This is a genomic window from Stenotrophomonas sp. YJH_SMC_54, assembly GCF_059368435.1.
Map to the genome: position 1 here is coordinate 228,099 of NZ_JCAFRS010000005.1, position 19,682 is coordinate 247,780.

Below are 19,682 nucleotides of genomic sequence, written 5' to 3' on the forward strand. Positions count from 1 at the left end.
CAATGAACGGCGCGCACCGTCGGGTGCGTGCCCCGCAACAGGGAATTCCGATGGCAAGCAGCAAATCCAGCAAGAAGGTGCCGAAGAAGGCCGAACCGGCCAAGGACAGCGCCTCCACCAAGGCCAAGGGCAAGAGCACGTCCAAGGCTGCGTCGAACCCGGCGCCCACCCTGGCGCCGCTGGCGCTGGCCGATGTGCGTTCGAAGATCGACCAGATCGACCGCGACATCCAGAGCCTGATCGCCGAGCGCGCACGTTTCGCCCACCAGGTCGGCAAGGCCAAGGGCAAGCTGGCCGCTGCCGTCGACTACTACCGCCCCGAGCGCGAAGCGCAGGTGCTGCGCATGGTGGTGGACCGCAACGAAGGCCCGCTCAGCGATGAGCTGCTGGTGCACGTCTACCGCGAGATCATGTCGGCCTGCCTGGCCCAGCAGGAGCCGCTGAAGATCGGCTACCTCGGCCCGGAAGGCACCTTCAGCCAGCAGGCGGTGCTCAAGCACTTCGGCCGCTCCGCGCTGGGCCTGCCGATGGCCAGCATCGAGGAAGTGTTCCAGGAAGTGGAAGCGGGCAACGCCGATTTCGGCGTGGTGCCGGTGGAGAATTCGGGGCAGGGCACCATCCAGATCACCCTGGACATGTTCCTGACCTCCAACTTGAAGATCTGTGGCGAAGTGGAACTGCGCGTGCAGCAGTACCTGATGTCGCGCAGCGGCCGCATCGAGGACATCGAGCGCATCTACGCACACCCGCAGTCGTTCATGCAGACCTCGGCGTGGCTGCGCGCCAACCTGCCGAAGGCCGAGAAGATTCCGGTATCCAGCAACGCCGAAGGTGCGCGCCGTGCGCGCAACGCCGACGACGCGGCTGCCATCGGCGGCGAGAGTGCCGGCCACGTGTACGGCCTGAAGAAGGTGGTCACCAAGCCGATCCAGAACGATGCCGACAACACCACCCGCTTCCTGGTGGTGGGCCGTAACATCTTCCCGACCTCCGGCCACGACCGCACCTCGGTGCTGGTGTTCATCCATGACAAGCCCGGTGCGCTGTTCGACGTGCTCAGCCCGTTCGCCCGCCACGGCATCAGCATGAACCGCATCGAGTCGCGGCCGTCGCACCACGGCAAGTGGGAGTACGGCTTCTTCATCGACCTGGCCGGCCACATCGACGACGCGCCGATGCAGGCCGCACTGGCCGAACTGGAAGCGCACTCGGCACAGATCAAGGTGCTGGGCTCCTACCCGGTGGCCGTGCCCTGAGTGCTGCTGCGGCGGCCCTGGCCGCCGCTCCCTGATGCATCGCCGGCGCTGCCGGCGTTTACGGAATGATCGAACGATGAGCAACGCGCAACACTGGATCGCCCGCAAGGGCCAGCCGCTGCAGGGCAGCCTGACCATTCCCGGCGACAAGTCGGTCTCGCACCGCTCGGTGATGTTCGCCGCGCTGGCCGATGGCACCTCGCATATCGAAGGTTTCCTGGAAGGCGAAGATACCCGCGCTACCGCGCGCATCTTCAGCCAGCTGGGCGTGCGCATCGAAACCCCCAGCCCGTCGCAGCGCATCGTGCACGGCGTCGGCATCGACGGTCTGCAGGCACCCAGCGCACCGCTGGACTGCGGCAATGCCGGTACCGGCATGCGCCTGCTGGCCGGGTTGCTGGCGGGCCAGGCGTTCGACTGCACGCTGATCGGCGACGAGTCGCTGTCGGGCCGACCGATGCGCCGCGTCACCGGCCCGCTGTCGCAGATGGGCGCGAAGATCGACACCCAGGATGACGGCACGCCGCCGCTGCACGTGCATGGCGGCCAGACGCTGCATGGCATCGACTTCGCCTCGCCGGTGGCCAGCGCGCAGATCAAGTCGGCGGTGTTGCTGGCAGGCCTGTACGCGCAGGGCGAAACCAGCGTTGTCGAGCCGCACCCGACCCGCGACTACACCGAACGCATGCTGTCCGCGTTCGGCGTGGACATCGAATTCTCGCCGGGCAAGGCGCGCCTGCGCGGCGGCCAACGCCTTCGTGCCACGGATATCGTGGTGCCGGCCGACTTCTCGTCTGCGGCGTTCTATCTGGTGGCTGCCAGCATCATTCCGGGCTCCGAGCTGCGCCTGAAACAGGTCGGCCTGAACCCGCGCCGCACCGGTCTGTTGCATGCGCTGCGCCTGATGGGCGCGGATATCACCGAAGAGAACCCGGCCGAGCAGGGCGGTGAACCGGTGGCGGACCTGGTGGTGCGCTACGCCCCGCTGAAGGGTGCACGCATTCCGGAAGCACTGGTGCCGGACATGATCGACGAGTTCCCCGCGCTGTTCGTGGCGGCAGCTGCTGCAGAAGGCCAGACCGTGGTGACCGGCGCCGCCGAGCTGCGGGTGAAGGAATCCGATCGTCTCGCAGCGATGGCCACCGGCCTGCGCGCGCTGGGCATGCAGGTGGACGAAACTGAAGACGGTGCCACCCTGCATGGTGGCGTGCGCCTGGGCAGCGGCACCATCGAAAGCCACGGCGACCACCGCATCGCCATGGCGTTCGCCATTGCCGGCCAGATCAGTGACGGCGAGGTGCGCATCAACGATATCGCCAACGTCGCCACGTCCTTCCCGGACTTCGACGGCCTGGCCCGCAGCGCCGGATTCAACCTGGCCTGATCGTTACTGCATCCGCCGGGTCATGCCCGGCGGATCGCATTGCCCGGTGGGTGCCAACCTTGGTTGGCACGCACACATCTCCCGGTAGGTGCCGACCTTGGTTGGCACGCTTTCCCGCATAAAAGGACGGAGGCCGAAGCCTCCGTCTAAACATCACGAACCCCTCGTCCGCGATCAACGCTGCTCGGTACGGAAGTCCACCGGGACCCGCACTACGCTTGCTACTGCGCGGCCGTCATGCACCGCCGGCTGGAACTTCCAGTTCTGCACGGTATTGAGCACCGCACGATCCAGATCGCGACTGCGCTCCCCGCTGCGCGAGACGATCGCTGCGCTGGCGACATTGCCGCGGGTATCGACATTCAGGCTGGCGATCACGCTGCCCTGCACGCCACTACGTAGCGCGGCGGCGGGGTAGGTGGGCATGCGGTTGCTGGCCAGCGGGCGGGCTTCACGATTGCGCACTGCCGGCGCGGCCTTCCGCGAAGCAGTAGCCGGGGTTGCCTGGCGCGCGGCAGGGGCCGCTGCATCCGTCACCGCGGGCTGCTCAGGGGCCGGCAGCATGCGCTCACCGACCGGCGCCGGTGCCACGTCTTCCTGGTTCGAATGACGCAGCCAGAGCAGGGCGCCGGCAAACATCGCCACGATCAGCGCGATCCACATCCAGAGCGACGTGGGCTTGTGCTGCGCGCTTGAATCCTGCGGCAGCTGCGGCGAATGAAGGTCTTCATGGGTGGTGGCGGTCATCGCAAACTCCTTCCGTCAATGGACGACGTGGGCAGTGTTGCCCGAGCCACGGACGGGAAGTGTCAGCGTTGCGTCAACGCCACCGGCAGGGTTCAGTTTGCCTGCCGGGAAGTGTTCAGTTATTGCGTCTTGAAGTCGAACGGCACTTCAATGCTGCCGGGTACGGCCTGGCCGTTGCTCTGCGCCGGAGTGAAGCGCCAGCGGCGCACAGCGTCGGTGGCGGCACGGTCGAGCTCGCGTGAACCGCTGCGCTGGATCACCGTGGCATTGTTCGGATAGCCGGTGGCGTCCACGTCCACGCGTACCACCACCGTGCCGGTTTCACCGGCGCGCAGGGCGGCGGCGGGATAGGACGGCGGCGGCGACTGGCCGGCAATCGGCATCGGCTGGCTGTTGCCGGTGGCCGCCGGCGCAGGGCCCGGTGCAGCAGGAGCCGCTTCAGCCACGGGCGCGGGCGGTGGCGGGGCCGTTTCCACCAGCTTCGGCGCTTCTTCCTCCACCGGTGCCGGCTTGGCATCGGGCATGTCGCTGGAACCGGCGGCAGCGGCCAGTGGTTCCGGCAGGGGCTCGATCTGGGCGGTTTCCTGCGGGGTCTGGGCAGCCGGATCGGCGCGGAAGAACTCCTTGTCGCGACCGGTCAGCCAGACCAGCACGAACAGCAGTACGCCCACGCCGAAGGCGATGCCGGCGATCTTCAGGGCGTTGCGCGGGATATGCACAGTGAACGACTTGGCGGACGACGAGCGGGGTGCAGACATGGACCGGACCAGTACGGAATGGCTCGATTCTGCCACGGCGGGAATGAACCGGGCGGCAGAAATCCGTATAACAAGCGATAATCCCATCCCTGATACCCACCACGACACCTGCCATGCTTGATCCAGCCCTGCTCCGCCACCAGCCCGCCGACCTCGCCGAACGCCTGCGCACCAGCCGCGGCTTCGAGCTCGACGTGTCTGCCCTGGAGTCCCTGGAGGCTGATCGCAAGCGCATCCAGGTGCGGACCCAGGAGTTGCAGAGCCTGCGCAACAGCCGTTCCAAGGCCATCGGCCAGGCCAAGGCCAAGGGCGAGGACGTCTCGGCCATCATGGCCGAGGTCGCAGCCTTCGCCGACGAGCTGAAGGCCTCGGAAGTGGCGCTGGACGAGCTGCGCGAGAAGATCGAAGCGATCTCGATGGGCATCCCGAACCTGCCGGCCGATGACGTGCCGGCCGGTGCCGACGAGAACGACAACGTCGAGCAGTCGCGCTGGGGAACCCCGCGCCAGTTCGATTTCAAGGTGCTCGACCACGTCGAACTGGGCGCCCGCAACGGCTGGCTGGACGGCGAGACCGCGGCCAAGCTGTCCGGCTCGCGCTTCACCGTGCTGCGCGGCCCGATCGCGCGCCTGCACCGTGCGCTGGCCCAGTTCATGGTCGACCTGCACACCGGCGAGCACGGCTATGAGGAAACCAACGTGCCGCTGCTGGTCAACGCCGATTCGTTGCGCGGCACCAGCCAGCTGCCGAAGTTCGAGGACGACCTGTTCAAGACGGCCGTGGGCGATTCCACGCGCTACCTGATCCCGACCTCGGAAGTGCCGCTGACCAACATCGTGCGCGACGAGATCGTCGACGCCGAACGCCTGCCGTTGCGCATGACCGCCCACTCGATGTGCTTCCGTGCCGAGGCCGGCAGCGGTGGTCGCGACGTGCGCGGCATGATCCGCCAGCACCAGTTCGAGAAGGTCGAGCTGGTCTCGATCAGCCGCCCGGAAGACAGTGATGCCGAACACCAGCGCATGACCCGCTGCGCCGAAGTGGTGCTGGAAAAGCTGGGCCTGCCGTACCGCAAGGTGCTGCTGTGCACCGGCGACATGGGCTTCTCTGCGGTGAAGACCTACGACCTGGAAGTCTGGCTGCCGTCGCAGGAGACATACCGCGAGATCTCCTCGTGCTCGAACTGTGGTGATTTCCAGGCCCGCCGCATGCAGGCGCGCTGGCGCAACCCGGCCACCGGCAAGCCGGAACTGGCGCATACCCTGAACGGCTCGGGCGTGGCCGTCGGCCGCGCGATGATCGCGGTGATGGAGAACTACCAGAACGCCGACGGCAGCATCACCGTGCCGGAAGCCCTGCGCCCGTACATGGGCGGCCTGGAAACCATCGCCTGATTCCCTGATCGGGCGGTGCTGCGGCTCTGGTGGGTGCCATGCTTGCATGGCACTGCTGCGGCTCGGGTGGGTGCCATGCTTGCATGGCACCGTATCCACGCCATGCGTGGATGAACCCCACGATCACTCCACAGCGCGCAACTTCTCCAACGGCACCCATCCCGGGTCGCCGGCCTCCGGCACGCACCACGCCCAGCCATTGAGCGTGCGCTGCCCACGCAGCAGCTGTCCGGGATCCACATCCAGTTCCCGCGCGCAGTAGTCCTCCGTGGCAAACGCGCCACCCTGCGCGTCGCGACCGATCACCGGCGCCGGCACGAAACCGGGGTGCTGCCCCTCGGCCTCGCACAGGAACCAGTCATCCCAGCCCTCCGGGCCTTCATAGCGTTCGCCCACTACCAGCGTCTGGCCGCGGCGCAGGGTGATCGGGTGCGGAAATTCGCTGCGGTGCGCAGTGGTCACGATGTAGTTCATGGCCCCAGCCTAACGTGCTGGTGAGCGCCGCGCATGGCACCGAATCCACGCATGGCGTGGATCTACTGACGCAAAAAAACGGCCCCGCAAAGCGGGGCCGCCAGGGTGGGCCGGGATGGGGGAGGGGATCCACGGCCCGCGTTCAGCGCCTCGACGAGGAGAGAGCGGCGCCGAACGCTGGAACGCTTATGCAGCGACGGCTTCGACCACTTCGTGCGACGGCAGAGCTGCCAGTGCACCGGCTATGGCGTCTTCACGGTGCTGCGGCGAGTAGGCGATGCCCTCGGCGCGCACGAACTCGACCTCGTTGATGCCCATGAAGGCGAACACCTGGCGCAGGAACGGCTCCTGGAAGTCGGCCGGCGAGTCGGTGTAGATGCCACCGCGGCTGCTGGCGATGATCACCCGCTTGCCACCGGCCAGGCCCACCGGGCCGTTCTCGGTGTACTTGAAGGTGCGGCCGGCCACGGCCACGCGGTCGATCCAGGCCTTCAGCGTGGAAGGAATGCTGAAGTTGTACATAGGCGCGCCGATCACCACGATGTCGGCCTCCAGGAACTGCTGCATCACCTGTTCAGCATCGGTCGCCTCGGCGGCATCGGTCCTGGCCAGCGAGCTGCTGCGCAGATGCGGTACCGGATTGGCGTCAAGATCGCGATAATCGACCTGCAGGCCATCGATCTGGCCCGTGAAGCGGGTAACCACGGCGGCCGACAGCTGGCGCGAGACGGAATTGTCGCCAAGCACGCTGGCGTCGAGATGCAGAAGCTTCATGGCAGTCACCTATGTTCTGGAGGGAAGGGGCGGGGTGGCCCCGCCGACGGAGAGAACGATAGGTTGTTGCAAAGGCGGAATAAAGGTGATTGAATGCCACGTATTGTTCTAGATATGGAACTCGGGCATGCATGACCTGAATGATCTGTACTACTTCGCGATGGTGGTCGACCACGGCGGATTCGCCGCCGCCGAGCGCGCCTTGGGTATCCCCAAGTCGCGACTGAGCCGCCGCATCAGCCAGCTGGAAACCGACCTGGGCGTGCGCCTGCTGCAGCGCTCCACGCGCCGTTTCGCGGTCACCGATGTCGGCACCAGCGTGCACCGCCACGCCCAGACCATGCTGGCCGAGGCACAGGCCGCGCGTGAAGTTGTCGACCGCCTCAGCGCGGAACCGCGCGGCGTGGTGCGCGCCAGCGTGCCGGTGTCGCTGGCGCAGATGCAGCTGCCCAAGCTGCTGCCCAAGTTCCTCGAGCAGTACCCGAAGGTGCGCCTGCAGCTGAACATCAGCAACCGCCGCGTGGATATCATCAACGAAGGCTACGACGTGGCCCTGCGCGTGCGCTCGCGCCTGGACGATGACGGCAGCCTGGTGATGCGCAGCTTCGGCCAGGTGCAGGAATTGCTGGTGGCCAGCCCGAAGTACCTGGACCGCGCCGGCCGGCCGAAGGATCCGGAAGAATTGACCCAGCACGTCACCCTCAGCATCAGCGAAGACGAAGCCCGCCAACGCTGGGAGCTGCACGGGCCGGAAGGCGAAGTGCGCCGGGTCGACCTGCAGCCGCGCGTGGCCGGCTTCGACTTCCCGCTGCTGCAGAGCATGGTGAAGGACGGTTTCGGCATCACCATGCTGCCGGAAACCGTGTGCGCCGACGCCGTGCGCAACGGCGAGCTGGAAGTGGTGCTGCCGGACTGGTCGCTGCCGCAGGGCGTGTGCCATGCCGTGTTCGCCTCGCGCCGCGGCCTGCTGCCGGCGGTGCGCGTGTTCATCGACTTCCTGGCCGAACATCTGCCGCCGCAACTGGAGGCCTCGCGCCTGGATTGCGGTGGCGCCTGTGAAAAGGCCAAGGAGCGGATCAAGGCCAGTGCGCTGGGCGCGCTGGCGGTGGACGCGGGCTGAGGCACCTACCCGCAACTGCACCGCCAATCTGTGAAACGGTAGCGCCGGGCCATGCCCGGCGTTGCTACTTTTCGGCCCCGGTCAGTTCCGGCCGAACAGCCGGTCCCAGAAGCTGCGCCGCGGCGGTGCGGCCGGCCTGGGCTCGGTAATGACCGGTGCTTCCAGCACCGCCATCAGCTCCGCGCTGCGTGGCTTCTTCAGGAAGCGCGCGTAGTCCAGGTAACTGGTCACCTTGCTCATGTGCAGCCGCTCGGGCATTGCCGGCAGCGCGCCGCCCTGCAGCAGTACCCGCAACGCCTCTGGGCGATCCAGACGGATCGCCTCGAACACGGCGGTGCCACCGCATCCGGGCTCGATCTGGTTGGCGCGCTGCGGCGCATCCTCCAGCAGGGCACGCAGTGCCTCCACGTCATCGCGCTCCACGGCGGCCACCAGTCGCGCCAGCGCCTCGGCCTCCGCAGCTGGCAGGTTGTCGCGATACGCCTGGTCGGCGATCTCGCGCTGGTCGCGCCCATCACCGCCTTGGATGCACAGGAAATCGGTGACCAGAGCGACCGGAATGCCGGACGTATCCAGCGCCCAGTAGCTCGGATAGACGCCGTCGCCCCAGCCGCTGGTGAATACGACCAGGCCGTGCGGTGAGTCCTCGCCCCAGGGGCGGTACTCGGCGCCTTCATCCAGGCCGTCATGGTCGATCAGCGCATCCGACCACGCGTTGTCTTCGTCGCCATCGGCCTGTTCGATCAGGGCCAGCAGCGCCCGCTGGGTGTCGGTGTCCATGAAGCAGCCGATGCCAGCGTCGACCGGATAGCCGATGAAGCTGTCTTCATCCAGGCCGGTCAGGTCCTGCGTGGTCCAGCGCGCCATCTGCCAGTGCAGGGCAGACGCAGTGAGGGCTTCGCGGGGTTTGAACCAGACCACGGCCAACGCCGGGCGGCCGCTGTGCACGATGACTTCGACCGGATGCCGGCCCAGCGGCGCGGTGTAGTCGGCCAGCGCCGGCGCCTCGGCCTGCACCAGCGGATCGCAGACAACCAGATGCCCGCTGTTGACCGGCAGGTGTCCGGCGAAGGTGCGATGCAGGGCCACTGCGGCCAGCTGGGTATCGTCCAGCAGGGTGGTGCGCAGGTTGGCCAGATCGAGGTGGGCCATGGCGGCTCCGGATGCAGTCGAGCCCTCACCGTGCCGGATGCGAGGGGCGGGGGCAAGGGTGGTCTTGGGCAAATGGCCTTCACGTGCGAGAATACGCCGCTGCCCGGGCGACCGGGACCAGATTGGAGAGGTGGCCGAGCGGTTTAAGGCACCGGTCTTGAAAACCGGCGAAGGGTCAAACCTTCCGTGGGTTCGAATCCCACTCTCTCCGCCAAGAGGTTCAGAAGAGCCCCTGGAAACAGGGGCTCTTTTGTTTTTCCGGACAGTGCGAGAAGGATCTCGTGGGCGAATGCCGTCAGTTGAGGGCTCGTGTCATCAGTCTGACTCCGGTTGTGCCGGATATTGCTGCACGAACTGGTGGGTCGATCTCGTTCGGCTATGCCCAGATTCGCTGCCAATTGTCTCAGTTGACGCTTATGGGCAATGTCATTGATGCGGGCATCGTGTAGCTTCCTCAAGAAGCTTGTTGCCCCGCCTGCCGACTGGAAGCATCGGCTGATGGTTAGCAATGGATAGCAGCACAGTTGGATCGGAGCGACGGGCAGCGCTGCATCGATATGGTCCTATGTACATGTCGAAGCCTCCGTACCCGCTGCGAAATGCTGTTGCTAGGCAAGTTCGATCGGCAATTTCAAGGAAGAGGTAAGGTCATGAGGAAGATCCGACGGGGAAGTCCGGGTACATTTCTTTCTGAAGCAGGTATCAGCTGGCTTGCCGCTCGGCTGATGATTACGCTTCTCTTTGTGGCGGGCTGTGCGATGTCCCCTGCAGCGCGTGCATACACGTCTATGCAGCAGGCAATGGCTACATGCCAGGCAACACTGCCTGCATACGCTGGGCACAACTATTGCGCACCTGGATATGGGGTCGGTTGGATCGGAAACCCGCCTGGACCTCACGCTTTCATGCGTCCTGTGGGGCAGTCACGATTGCATGTGGCAGCTTGGGGGTTTGGGTGTCCTTCCGAGGAGAAGTGGAGCAGGCGCGCAGGGCGATGCGTTCAGAAAGACGGCCCACCCGAGTATCCGCTTCCCGGTCTCGAGGATCCTGAAACTGGCGAGTACGGCTCACCGAAATGCGACAGCAATTGTCTCATTGCGGGAGGCAACGGAAGCAATCCCATTGACAGCGCCACCGGCAACAAGCGGCAGCATGAAGTCGACTTTGTTGGTGCGGGCGTCTTCCCGCTGAGCCTGGAGAGGACATACAACAGCGGTCGGGCGCTTGAAGGTGATCCTCTGCCGATGGGGGCGGGTTGGACGCATTCGTACTCAGCACGCCTTTATCCGGTGACGGATGGCAACTATGTGATGTATCGGATCATTGCGCGGCGCTCAAATGGAGCGCGGCAGAGCTTCACTCGCGTTGGCGATGAGTGGCTGAGCGATGCAGATGTTGCAGGTAGGATCAGTGTTTTCATGAGTGGAGGGGCACTCAGCTCGTTCACCTATTCGCGCGGCGACGGCACCGTAGAAACCTATGATCGTGATGGTCTGCTCACATCGATCACCGATCTTGGCGGTCATCGACAGGTACTGTCCAATGCTTATGCGGATGGCATCAAGAGGCTGGAGAAGGTAACCGACCCCGAAGGGCGAAGTCTGGTCTTCACGTACAAGGATCGAATGGTCGCATCGGTTACGTTGCCAACCGGGCGTGCTATCCGATATGGCTACGCCGATGGGGATCTGGTCAGCGTTTCCTATCCGGAAGCGCCAGCCGGTGAGTCCGTCCGTCGCTACCACTACAACGAATTGGATCAGACGACTGGTGTTTCCCAGCCCCACACGTTGACGGGCATCACCGATGAAAGTGGTCAGCGCTACGCGAGCTGGGGTTACGATGGCTATCGGCGTGGTGTTTTGAGTGTCCACGGTGACTACGCGACGGGTACCATCGATAGAACCTTGCTAGCGTTCAATGACGATGGCACGACGACTGTCACCGACAGCTTGGGGAAGGTGCGCCACTATGGCTTCGATGTGAAGCATCGTGTCGCCCGGCTCGCGTCCCTCGATGAGCTGTGTCTGGGGTGTAGCAACACCGCCAGGGCCAAGACCTATGATGGGAATGGCATGGTGTAGTCATCGGTGGACTTTGCCGGTAACGAGACAACATTCAGTCACAACGCGCGCCTGCTCGAAGTCCAGCGTGTCGAAGCTGCCAACGATGCAACGGGTCTGCGGCGAACCGTGCAGACCGACTGGCATTCCAGTTTAAGGGTGCCGGTCGAGCGCCGCATTCTTGATGCGGCGAACGTATTGGTATCCAAGTCCACCTGGACCTATAACGCACGCGGGCAAGCGCTGGCTGCCACGCAGGTCGATCCGGCGACGGGCGAGACGCGAACCACGACAAGCACCTACTGCGAAGCGGACGATGTGGCTGCAGCGCGGTGCCCATTGCTTGGTCTGCTTACTCAGGTCGACGGACCCCGATTGGATGTCACTGACACGACCTCCTATGTCTACTATCCCAGCAGCGATGCGGGCTGCGCTGCGGGCTCCGGCTCATGCCTCTACAGGAAAGGCGACCTGTGGAAAGTCGTTAACGCAGCGGGTCACATCTCCGAGGTGCTTGCCTATGACGGGGCTGGAAGACCGACGTCTGTCAAAGACCCCAATGGCATCGTTACCGAGATTGCGTACCATCCACGTGGCTGGCCAGCCATTGTCAGATTTGATTCCGCATCCGGCGCCGGTGCGCGCGCGATCAGTCTCGACTACTGGCCCACAGGCCTAGTCAGGCAGGTGACACAGCCAGATGGATCATCTATTTCCTACTCCTACGACGTAGCTCACCGATTGACGGCGATTTCCGATAGCCAAGGAAACTCAATCACCTTCATCCTGGACAATGCGGGGAATCGCGTCGCGGAAGAGACGCGGGATGTAAATGGCGAACTGAAGCGAGCGCTCAGCCGGATCTACAACCAGTTCGGGCAATTGGCGACAGAGGCGGATGCCGGCGCCAATCCCACTGATTTCTCCTACGATGCCAACGGTAACATCGCTTCCACGACCGATGCTCTGGGCCGCAAGAACCGACAGCAATACGATCCATTGAATCGCCTTGTGCTGTCCCTTCAGGATGTCGGCGGTTTGAATGTGGAAGTCCGTACGCACTACAACGCCATGGATCAGGTGACCCGGGTAACTGATCCCAAGGGGCTGTCTACAACCTATTCCTACAACGGCTACGGCGACCTGACTGGGCAAGTCAGTCCAGACAGCGGTGCCAGTCTGTACACGGTTGACTCCGGTGGTAACCGTCGGACGTTCACCGATGCCCGTGGTGTTACTGCTTCGTATCGGTACGATGCTCTGGATCGGGTGATTGGAATTGCCTACCCGGATACCAGTCTTGACGTGAGCTACAGCTATGACCTGGCGCCAGAGTCGTGCCCTGCCGACGAGCGGTTTGCAAAGGGGAGGCTCGGCGAGGTGCAGCATGCTGGCGGCAGCACGCTGTATTGCTACGGTCGGCTTGGCCAGATCACCCGGAAGGTGCAGACGATCAATGGTCTGACACGGACAGTGCGATACTCCTACAGTCCATCCGGAAACCTTGCGACATTGGTGTACCCGGACGGGAGCATTGTCGACTACGTCCGGGATGGCTTTGATCGTGTGAATCAAATTGGCCTGACCCGGCTTGGTCAGGCCCGGCAGGTCGTGGTGAAGGACGTAGCCTACGCCGCCTTCGGTCCGGCGATCGGCTGGACGTATGGCAATGGTCGGCGGCTGGATCGTTCTCTGGATCTCGACTATCGCGCACAGGCTGTGAATGATCCGACTCCCGGGGGCTCTCCCAGAGCTACAGCTACGATCCCGTTGGCTCCATCGTGGCGCTGAAGAATGGCAGTGGCTCGCAGGTGATGGCCCGCTATGCCTATGATGCCTTGGGGCGCCTCACGCAGACTCAGGATGGGCTCACCGCAACGCCCATCGAAACCTATGCATACGATTCCACTGGTAACCGCACGTCGCTGAAGACCGCGGGTGGCGCCTCGCTCTACACCTATCCCGCGACGAGTCATCACCTGACGGCTGTGGATGGTGTGGGGCGCGATCATGATGCCTCCGGCAACACCGTTCGCGTGGAAGGCAAGGAATACGTGTACAACGACGCCAATCGCATGGCAGCGGTGAAGCAGGACGGGAATTTGCTTGAGGGCTACGCATACAATCACCTAGGGGAGCGCATTCTTCGCGTTCCGTTCGGCGGTGATAAGCAGATCACCCTCTATGACGAAGCCGGGCAATGGCTGGGCGACCACTTTGAATCAGGTCGGTCGCAGCAGGCGATCTGGCTTGAAGACTATCCAGTGGCATTGATCAGCTCTGCAGACGCTGGTTCTCCGGAGTTGGTCTACATCCAGCCCGATCACCTCGGAACGCCGCGCGTCGTGGTCGATCCTGTCCGCAACACTGCCATATGGGAATGGAGCAGCAAGAGCGAAGTATTCGGCAATCAGATGCCGAATACGGATCCAGATGGAGATGGCGTGGCATTCGACCTTTCACTTCGTTTCCCGGGGCAGCAGGCGACGGAAGCGACCGGGTTGTTCTACAACTATCAACGCGAGTATGACCCAGTAGTGGGGCGCTACTCCCAAAGCGATCCGATTGGGCTCGCTGGGGGTATTTCAACATTCAGTTATGTAAGTGCTCGGCCTGTCCAGCGCGTTGACCCAAAGGGTCTTCGCGAGCTGCAGCGCTTGGCTGGACAGCTGGCCGATACAGGGCGGAGCTCGGAGATGGATACCGCAGGCGTTGTGGCATCGAGTGCAACGGCAGCGCAGTTCATGGATCTCGGTGCGTGGCTCGATCCGACAAGCGGCAACGCGTCGCTGTTGGGGGCGCTGATGAATTCGGCGTGGTTGACCGATAAGGAACGAAGGGATCTCGAGTACCGGAAGTACAAAGAGTTGAATCAGCAGGGATATAAGCGGGATGAGGATCCATGCAGAAATCTTAGGAATAGAATCGAGTACATGAAGAAGCTTGCCTTGGCGCGGCATTCATGGGACATGCGATGGATGACGCCAAAGTACCCTGGAGGGCGCCATGCTGCGGTGAATGCCAGAGATTGGGCGGAGCTGAAGATCCTTGAAGAGAGACTTCGGAGGGAGTGCCCCGATGAGTGCAACTGATCCGGAACTGAAGAGGCTGCTTGCGAGGTTCGATGATTACCACACCTTCGAAGGCTGCGAGCTGACGTGCCCTGAAAGCCATGGGATCGATGACGATACACCGCTGCATGTAGCGGCGTTCAACAATGACGTGGAGCTGCTGAAGGGGCTGATGCCGTTCGTGACGAATATTGACGTGCTCGGAGATATTGGGCTGACGCCGATGGCGAATGCGGTGATTAATGAAGGTTTCGAGGCCGTTGTCTATCTTCTTTCCTGTGGTGCGGACCCCATGATCTTGGATGAGGTGGGCGATTCGGTGCTGGAAATAATGAAGAGGAGGCCCGTCTTCAATGAGCTGGTCGAGCAGATCGAGAGCGGGTCGCCGGGGAAGGTTCGAGGTCGATGAGGTGTGGGTAATGGAGCGCGCTCTTGACTCTGCAGTTCTCGGCGGCCTGAGAGGATCGCGGCGTCAGGATGGCGCGTGATTGCTCGTAGGTGCCATCGTGTTTCGTCGGCGACACTTCCACTGGCGCGCTAGGCTGGATCAGCTCGTTCATATCGACTGCTGATGCATTGAGCCCAACCTGCGCCTCGAACTCTCACTTGTTCTTGTGCCTCGCGCAAGCAGGTCACCGACCGCGCTGACTCGGGGACAGGTATCGTCTTTCCCCACATTCTGTTTCAGCGCATCTCAATGGGTTCCTCGCAGTATGAGCAGGTGTGCATGCTCGGCGCGATCGCGCTCCCAGGTGATGCCGGACCGGCTTGAAAGCGCTGTGGCACGCGCGAATGCAGTCATTGACATTTCGGGTGTCCGCGCGGAAGCGTATGAGCGGGGCAGTGGCTTGAGGTCACCGCCGCTCGTGGAGCTTCGCTGTGTGTTCACCATTATCTGCAGTACGGAGGTTGCATGATCCCGTAAGAAGACGTCGTGAGGACGTGCGGGGTCTTTGCGATGCCTCGCAACTCCGCCTCCATTCAGACGAAAGCTTCGGCCCAGGAGGGGCTTTTTCTTTTCCGGAGGTGCCATGGCTCAGGGCCGGCACCCTGAGTCAGGCGCATGTGGATGGAGCAGGGTGTATTCACCCAGGCCGCCCACCCCTCGGCTTGTTATGGCACAACGGGTAACTCGAGCACGACCGGAAGGCCCCATGCGGCCCATTGCGGTCCACGAACACGCCGACCTTGCACACCGGACAGCGCTCTTCGTGGATGGCTGCGCCTGAAATCGCGGTCACTTCCACTGCTCCGTCCTTCACCAGCTCGTCCAGGAACGGCGAACGCTTCCCCTGTAGGGTGAACATGGCCACCGAGCGTCGCGCACGCGTCAGCGCGACATAGAACAACCGCCGCTCTTCGCTCAGCGGGTAGGTATCACCCTCCGGCATTGCCAGGGAAAGCACCGGGTCATCCGAGCGCAGGCTCGGGAAGCTGCGGTTGATCATGCCCGGCAGAATCACGTAGTCCGCCTCGCATCCCTTCGACCGATGGACCGTGAGGAACTCCACGTCCATCGTGCTGCCGAAGGCAGTCTTCCAATCCGGTGGTACCGCGCTGCGATCGGCGCGATACCGCCCCAGGATGAATACAGTCACGCGCCCATTGCGGCCCTGCGGCACCGCGCCTGACAACAGCTGCTGATGCAGCCTGGCGAGGTACTGGCGAACGCCATCCTGCAGCTCCTCGCGACGATTCATCTGGAACGCTTGCAGCACTGGCCCCATTGCCGGTGCGGCAGAACGAACCGCCTTGGCAATCTGCGCTGGATTCCGGCTGATGAAGCGGCTGGACGCATCGCAGAGCGCCTGCGGGCAGCGGAATGTCTGCTCCAGTTTCAGCACCTGGCCATGCCCCATCCATTCGCGGAATCCGGTCATCACCGAAACGTCGGCGCCGGCGAAGCGATTGATCGACTGCCAGTCATCGCCTACTGCAAACAGGTAGCGTCCTGGTTTACTTACCAATGCTCGGCAGAGCCGGGCGCGGGCGCGCGAGGCATCCTGGAATTCGTCGGCCATCACCAGTTCGTAGGGCGATTCATAGCGGCCCTGTTCGAGCAGGTCGGCCGCCATGTTGAGCATGTCTTCGAAATCGATGCCGTGCTCGTCAGCCAGTGCGTTGTCCCAGGCCTGGAAAACAGGACTGGCGATTTCCAGGAAGCGCCGATGCCGTTCCTTGAACTGGTCTTCGGGCATCTGTCGCAGGCGCTCCGCCATATCGTCCAGCGTCAGGCAGTTGCTCTTGGCATGGGCAATGAAGGTGCGCATCAGCCCGATCAGATCCGCGTCCGGCATGGGCTTTGCGCCCTGCTCGGGCAGCTCGCGGTCGGGGTTGGGGTCGAGTTCGACACCGGACTCGCCAAGCCTCTCCGCAAGATCCTGCAGGGCATGTCCACTGCGCAGACCAAACGAAGTGGTTTCGACAAGGGCGGTGCCGCGTGCCGCATGCTGCTGGCGCTTCCAGTGCATGCCATCGGCGTAATGGGCGAAGTGCGGCGGCGGTTGGCCATCGGCATCCAGCGCAAAGTGCTCGTGATACAGGCCGGCGTCCGGGTAATAGAAGTCGGGGCGATACTGGCGATGGGTGTCGGTTGCCGTATCGAATTCGTAGCGTCGCTCGTAGTCGTACGTCACGCCGTTGTAGAACAGCCAGTCGGCGATCACGCATTCTTCCAGGCTCTTCACCCGCTCACCCTGCAGGGTGCGGATGTAGGGCGTGCCATCGCGGTCGTAGCCATCGGCCTCCATTTCCGCGCCGAATGCCGGCAGGTCGCGCCCGAACACCAGGCGGAACATGTCCCATTGGGTGCGGAAGTGGATCGAGCGATCCTTCAGGTCGTCCACCAGTTCGGCCAGCTTGTTGAAGCCCAGCGTGGCGTCAATGGCCCATTCGGGGATGTCGGGCTTGCGGCCGGTGGCGCTGGCGATGATGGCCAGGCCCAGGGCGTGGAAGGTCCGGGCCTCAACCACGGTGTTGCCCATGCCGAGTCGATCGAAGGTTCGCTGCGCACGCTCCTCCAGTTCCTTGGCCGCATCCTTGTTGAAGGCGAGCATCACGATGCGTTCGGGCTCGACAAAGCCGCGGTCAATGGCATAAGCGGCCTTGGCGACCATCGTGGAGGTCTTGCCGGAGCCGGCCGCGGCCACGACCTGCACCCGATTGTCGAAGCAGATGACGGCGCGGGCCTGTTCCTCGGTCAGCGGCTTGCTCTCGACACGGCCCAGGAAGCCCCTGGCCAACACCAGCTCGCGCAGGGTCATGGCCTCATTGGCTTCGGCCCAGGCAGCGGGCCAATCCAGGTTCCAGTCGCGCAGGGCGTCCAGCGCTGCGCGATGGCTGTCCGCATGCAGATCTTCATGCACGTCTTCATCGCGGAACAGCTGCTCCAGCTCAGGCGGCTGCAGGGGCAGGTCTGAGCGCTTCGCCAGCAGCGCCTGCTGCTGCTCATGGGTGATCCAGCGGCGGCCGGCACCGCCACGATCGATGAGGGCATCCGCGTCGCTCAACCAGGACTGGATCTGCTCCAGAATCGTGTCGAACAGGGCCTTGCGTCCACGCGTGGTTCGCGCAAAGAGCAGGTGCTGCAGGGCCCCCGCAAGCCGGGACGCTGGTCCGTTGGGGAGCCCGTCCACGCACAGCCCGGCAGCATCGCCGGTCTGCAGTTCGACCCGTGACCAGAAGACCCCTCGATGGACCTGCACCTGCTGATCATCATCCACGCGCAGCCGGTACTGCTGGCCGGAGACACTGAGTTCAACGTACTCGCCATCAAGCCGCAGCGACCAATGGGGCGAACGGGTCAAGCGTCGGCCCCAGCCCGAAGGGCGCCATTCCATAGACATCCAGATACTGCCCCGCAAGCCTCAGTGGGGCGTACAGCGCCCCCAGGCCCACATGATAAGGGCCCTTGAAGATGCGTGCGGCCTTGCCCGCGGGCACGCCATCACTCGTAGGCGCGCTCCTGCTTCGTCGGCGGTACTTCCACCACATCACCGCGTCGGATCAGCTCGTCCAGATCCACCGCCGAAGCGGCCAGGGCATCCTGCGCATTGAAATCCCACTTGTCCTTGTACTCGCGTGCCAGCAGGTCGCAGACCGCTTTGGCACGTGGATAGGCATCGTCCTTGCCCTCGTTCTGCTTCAGCGCATCGCGATAGATCTGGCACAGCATGAGCTGGTGCGCATCCTCGGCGCGCTCGCGCTCCCAGGTGATGTCGGGCAGGCCCGAAAGCGCAGCGGCAAGTGCGAACGCGGTCATTGGCATGTCGGGTGTCCAGGCAGCGATGGGAACCCGAGCGTATGCGAGCGGCAGTGGCTTGGGGACACCACCGCCCGCGTCGTTTTACTGCATGTTCACCATTCGCCGCAGCATGGAAGCTGCATCAGATGCAGTTGATCCAGACGATCTGCTCACGCATTCACATCCACGACAATCCGCCCACGCACCTTGCCCGGAATGATCTGCTCATAGACATCCAGCACCTCGGCGAGGCCGATCTGCTGCACGGTGCTTTCCAGCTTCTGCGGGTCCAGGTCAGTCGCAAGCCGATCCCAGGCGCGCTGGCGAACCTCCTGCGGCGCATTCACCGAATCCACGCCGGCAAGCGTCACGTTGCGGAGAATGAAGGGCAGCACCGAGCCATGCAGCTCATCACTCTGCGCCAGCCCGCAGGCGGCCACGGTGCCTCGGTATTTCGTCTCGGCAATGGCGTTGACGAGGGTAGGGCCACCGGCCACATCCACCACCCCGGCCCAGCGCTCGGCACTCACCGGCCGCTCGCGCGGTTCTGAAAGCTGCGCGCGGTCGATGATCTCGGCGGCACCCAGGCTGTGCAGATACTCGGCGTGTTCCGGGCGCCCGGTGGCGGCCACCACGCGATAGCCCAGCTTTGAGAGGATCGCCACCGCGATCGAACCGACGCCACCGTTGGCGCCGGTCACCAGCACATCGCCCTTTTCGGGCGTCAGCCCCGCATGTTCGAGGGCCAGTACGCACAGCATGGCGGTATAGCCTGCGGTACCGATGGCCATGGCGTCGCGGGTGCTGAAGTTGCCGGGAATCCGGTTGAGCCATTCGCCCCGCACGCGCGCGCGCTGGGCCAGCCCGCCGTGATGTCCCATGCTCAGGTCCCAGCCATTGAGCACAACGCGGTCGCCTGGCTGGAAGTCGGCTCTGCTGGATTCCAGCACCACACCTGCCAGATCGATGCCGGGAATGAGCGGGAACGTCCGGATGACCGGACTCTTGCCGGTCAGGGCGAGCGCATCCTTGTAGTTCAGCGTGGAGTACTCGACGTCCACCAGAACGTCGCCGTCCATCAGATCGGCTTCATCAAAATCGACCAGCTCGGTCGAAACCTGGTTGTTCGTCTTGCGGGTGAGCAGTGCTTTGAACGTCATGCTGGGCCTCACATTCAAGGAATGGGGCCATGCTAGGCTCGCACCGTTATCGCAACAAGAACGATGAATTTCCGTAGGTACTATGG

The 19,682-nt window shown here is 63.8% G+C and carries 14 protein-coding genes, 1 tRNA gene and 1 pseudogene; 8 read left to right on the forward strand and 8 right to left on the reverse strand.

Annotation, left to right across the window (positions count from 1 at the left end; genetic code table 11):
* The first annotated feature begins 50 nt into the window (after positions 1-50).
* Together pheA and aroA are read left to right on the forward strand one after the other, a co-directional pair.
* Positions 51-1,256, forward strand: coding sequence for a prephenate dehydratase (gene pheA / locus AC5P5S_RS08170; protein ID WP_024956386.1), 1,206 nt, complete (start codon positions 51-53; stop codon positions 1,254-1,256).
* Between the two features lie 76 nt (positions 1,257-1,332).
* Positions 1,333-2,640, forward strand: a complete 1,308-nt coding sequence (gene aroA / locus AC5P5S_RS08175) for a 3-phosphoshikimate 1-carboxyvinyltransferase (protein WP_062607333.1) — start codon at positions 1,333-1,335, stop codon at positions 2,638-2,640.
* Between the two features lie 174 nt (positions 2,641-2,814).
* Here aroA and AC5P5S_RS08180 read toward each other — a convergent pair whose 3' ends face one another.
* Positions 2,815-3,387: an energy transducer TonB gene (locus AC5P5S_RS08180; protein ID WP_062607331.1), complete on the reverse strand. Its 573-nt coding sequence runs from the start codon at positions 3,385-3,387 to the stop codon at positions 2,815-2,817.
* A gap of 119 nt (positions 3,388-3,506) precedes the next feature.
* Positions 3,507-4,145: an energy transducer TonB gene (locus AC5P5S_RS08185; protein WP_005410179.1), complete on the reverse strand. Its 639-nt coding sequence runs from the start codon at positions 4,143-4,145 to the stop codon at positions 3,507-3,509.
* A gap of 113 nt (positions 4,146-4,258) precedes the next feature.
* Between AC5P5S_RS08185 and serS the strand changes: the two genes are divergently transcribed.
* Positions 4,259-5,539 carry a serine--tRNA ligase gene (serS, locus tag AC5P5S_RS08190; RefSeq protein ID WP_005410178.1) on the forward strand — a complete coding sequence of 427 codons (1,281 nt, stop codon included), beginning with the start codon at positions 4,259-4,261 and terminating at the stop codon, positions 5,537-5,539.
* A gap of 123 nt (positions 5,540-5,662) precedes the next feature.
* Here serS and AC5P5S_RS08195 read toward each other — a convergent pair whose 3' ends face one another.
* Together AC5P5S_RS08195 and AC5P5S_RS08200 are read right to left on the reverse strand one after the other, a co-directional pair.
* The gene (locus AC5P5S_RS08195; protein ID WP_049396723.1) at positions 5,663-6,013 is read right to left on the reverse strand and encodes an SH3 domain-containing protein; all 351 of its coding nucleotides are present in this window, start codon (positions 6,011-6,013) and stop codon (positions 5,663-5,665) included.
* Between the two features lie 186 nt (positions 6,014-6,199).
* Positions 6,200-6,787, reverse strand: coding sequence for an FMN-dependent NADH-azoreductase (locus tag AC5P5S_RS08200; protein WP_049396721.1), 588 nt, complete (start codon positions 6,785-6,787; stop codon positions 6,200-6,202).
* 127 nt (positions 6,788-6,914) lie between these two features.
* On the opposite strand from AC5P5S_RS08200, the gene AC5P5S_RS08205 reads away from it, so the two are divergent.
* Complete coding sequence (locus AC5P5S_RS08205; RefSeq protein WP_005410175.1) at positions 6,915-7,907, forward strand: LysR family transcriptional regulator; 993 nt, start codon at positions 6,915-6,917, stop codon at positions 7,905-7,907.
* A gap of 81 nt (positions 7,908-7,988) precedes the next feature.
* Here AC5P5S_RS08205 and AC5P5S_RS08210 read toward each other — a convergent pair whose 3' ends face one another.
* Positions 7,989-9,059, reverse strand: coding sequence for a DUF4241 domain-containing protein (locus AC5P5S_RS08210; protein WP_049396719.1), 1,071 nt, complete (start codon positions 9,057-9,059; stop codon positions 7,989-7,991).
* Positions 9,060-9,183: 124 nt separating this feature from the next.
* On the opposite strand from AC5P5S_RS08210, the gene AC5P5S_RS08215 reads away from it, so the two are divergent.
* From AC5P5S_RS08215 to AC5P5S_RS08230, 4 genes and pseudogenes are all read left to right on the forward strand, one after another.
* Positions 9,184-9,273 (forward strand) — tRNA-Ser (locus AC5P5S_RS08215).
* A gap of 691 nt (positions 9,274-9,964) precedes the next feature.
* On the forward strand, positions 9,965-11,143 hold the full coding sequence (locus AC5P5S_RS08220) for a DUF6531 domain-containing protein (protein ID WP_140416101.1): 1,179 nt from the start codon (positions 9,965-9,967) through the stop codon (positions 11,141-11,143).
* Between the two features lie 813 nt (positions 11,144-11,956).
* Positions 11,957-13,764 (forward strand): annotated as a pseudogene (locus tag AC5P5S_RS08225) (RHS repeat-associated core domain-containing protein); the annotation flags it as partial.
* A gap of 436 nt (positions 13,765-14,200) precedes the next feature.
* The gene (locus AC5P5S_RS08230) at positions 14,201-14,602 is read left to right on the forward strand and encodes an ankyrin repeat domain-containing protein (protein ID WP_043034632.1); all 402 of its coding nucleotides are present in this window, start codon (positions 14,201-14,203) and stop codon (positions 14,600-14,602) included.
* Between the two features lie 676 nt (positions 14,603-15,278).
* On the opposite strand, the gene AC5P5S_RS08235 is transcribed toward AC5P5S_RS08230, so the two are convergent.
* The 3 genes from AC5P5S_RS08235 to acuI form a co-directional block, all read right to left on the reverse strand.
* Positions 15,279-18,032, reverse strand: a complete 2,754-nt coding sequence (locus tag AC5P5S_RS08235; RefSeq protein WP_231336599.1) for a UvrD-helicase domain-containing protein — start codon at positions 18,030-18,032, stop codon at positions 15,279-15,281.
* A 107-nt stretch (positions 18,033-18,139) separates the two neighbouring features.
* Complete coding sequence (locus tag AC5P5S_RS08240; protein ID WP_049396598.1) at positions 18,140-18,460, reverse strand: hypothetical protein; 321 nt, start codon at positions 18,458-18,460, stop codon at positions 18,140-18,142.
* Between the two features lie 146 nt (positions 18,461-18,606).
* On the reverse strand, positions 18,607-19,596 hold the full coding sequence (gene acuI / locus AC5P5S_RS08245) for an acrylyl-CoA reductase (NADPH) (RefSeq protein ID WP_049396600.1): 990 nt from the start codon (positions 19,594-19,596) through the stop codon (positions 18,607-18,609).
* Positions 19,597-19,682 lie beyond the last annotated feature (86 nt).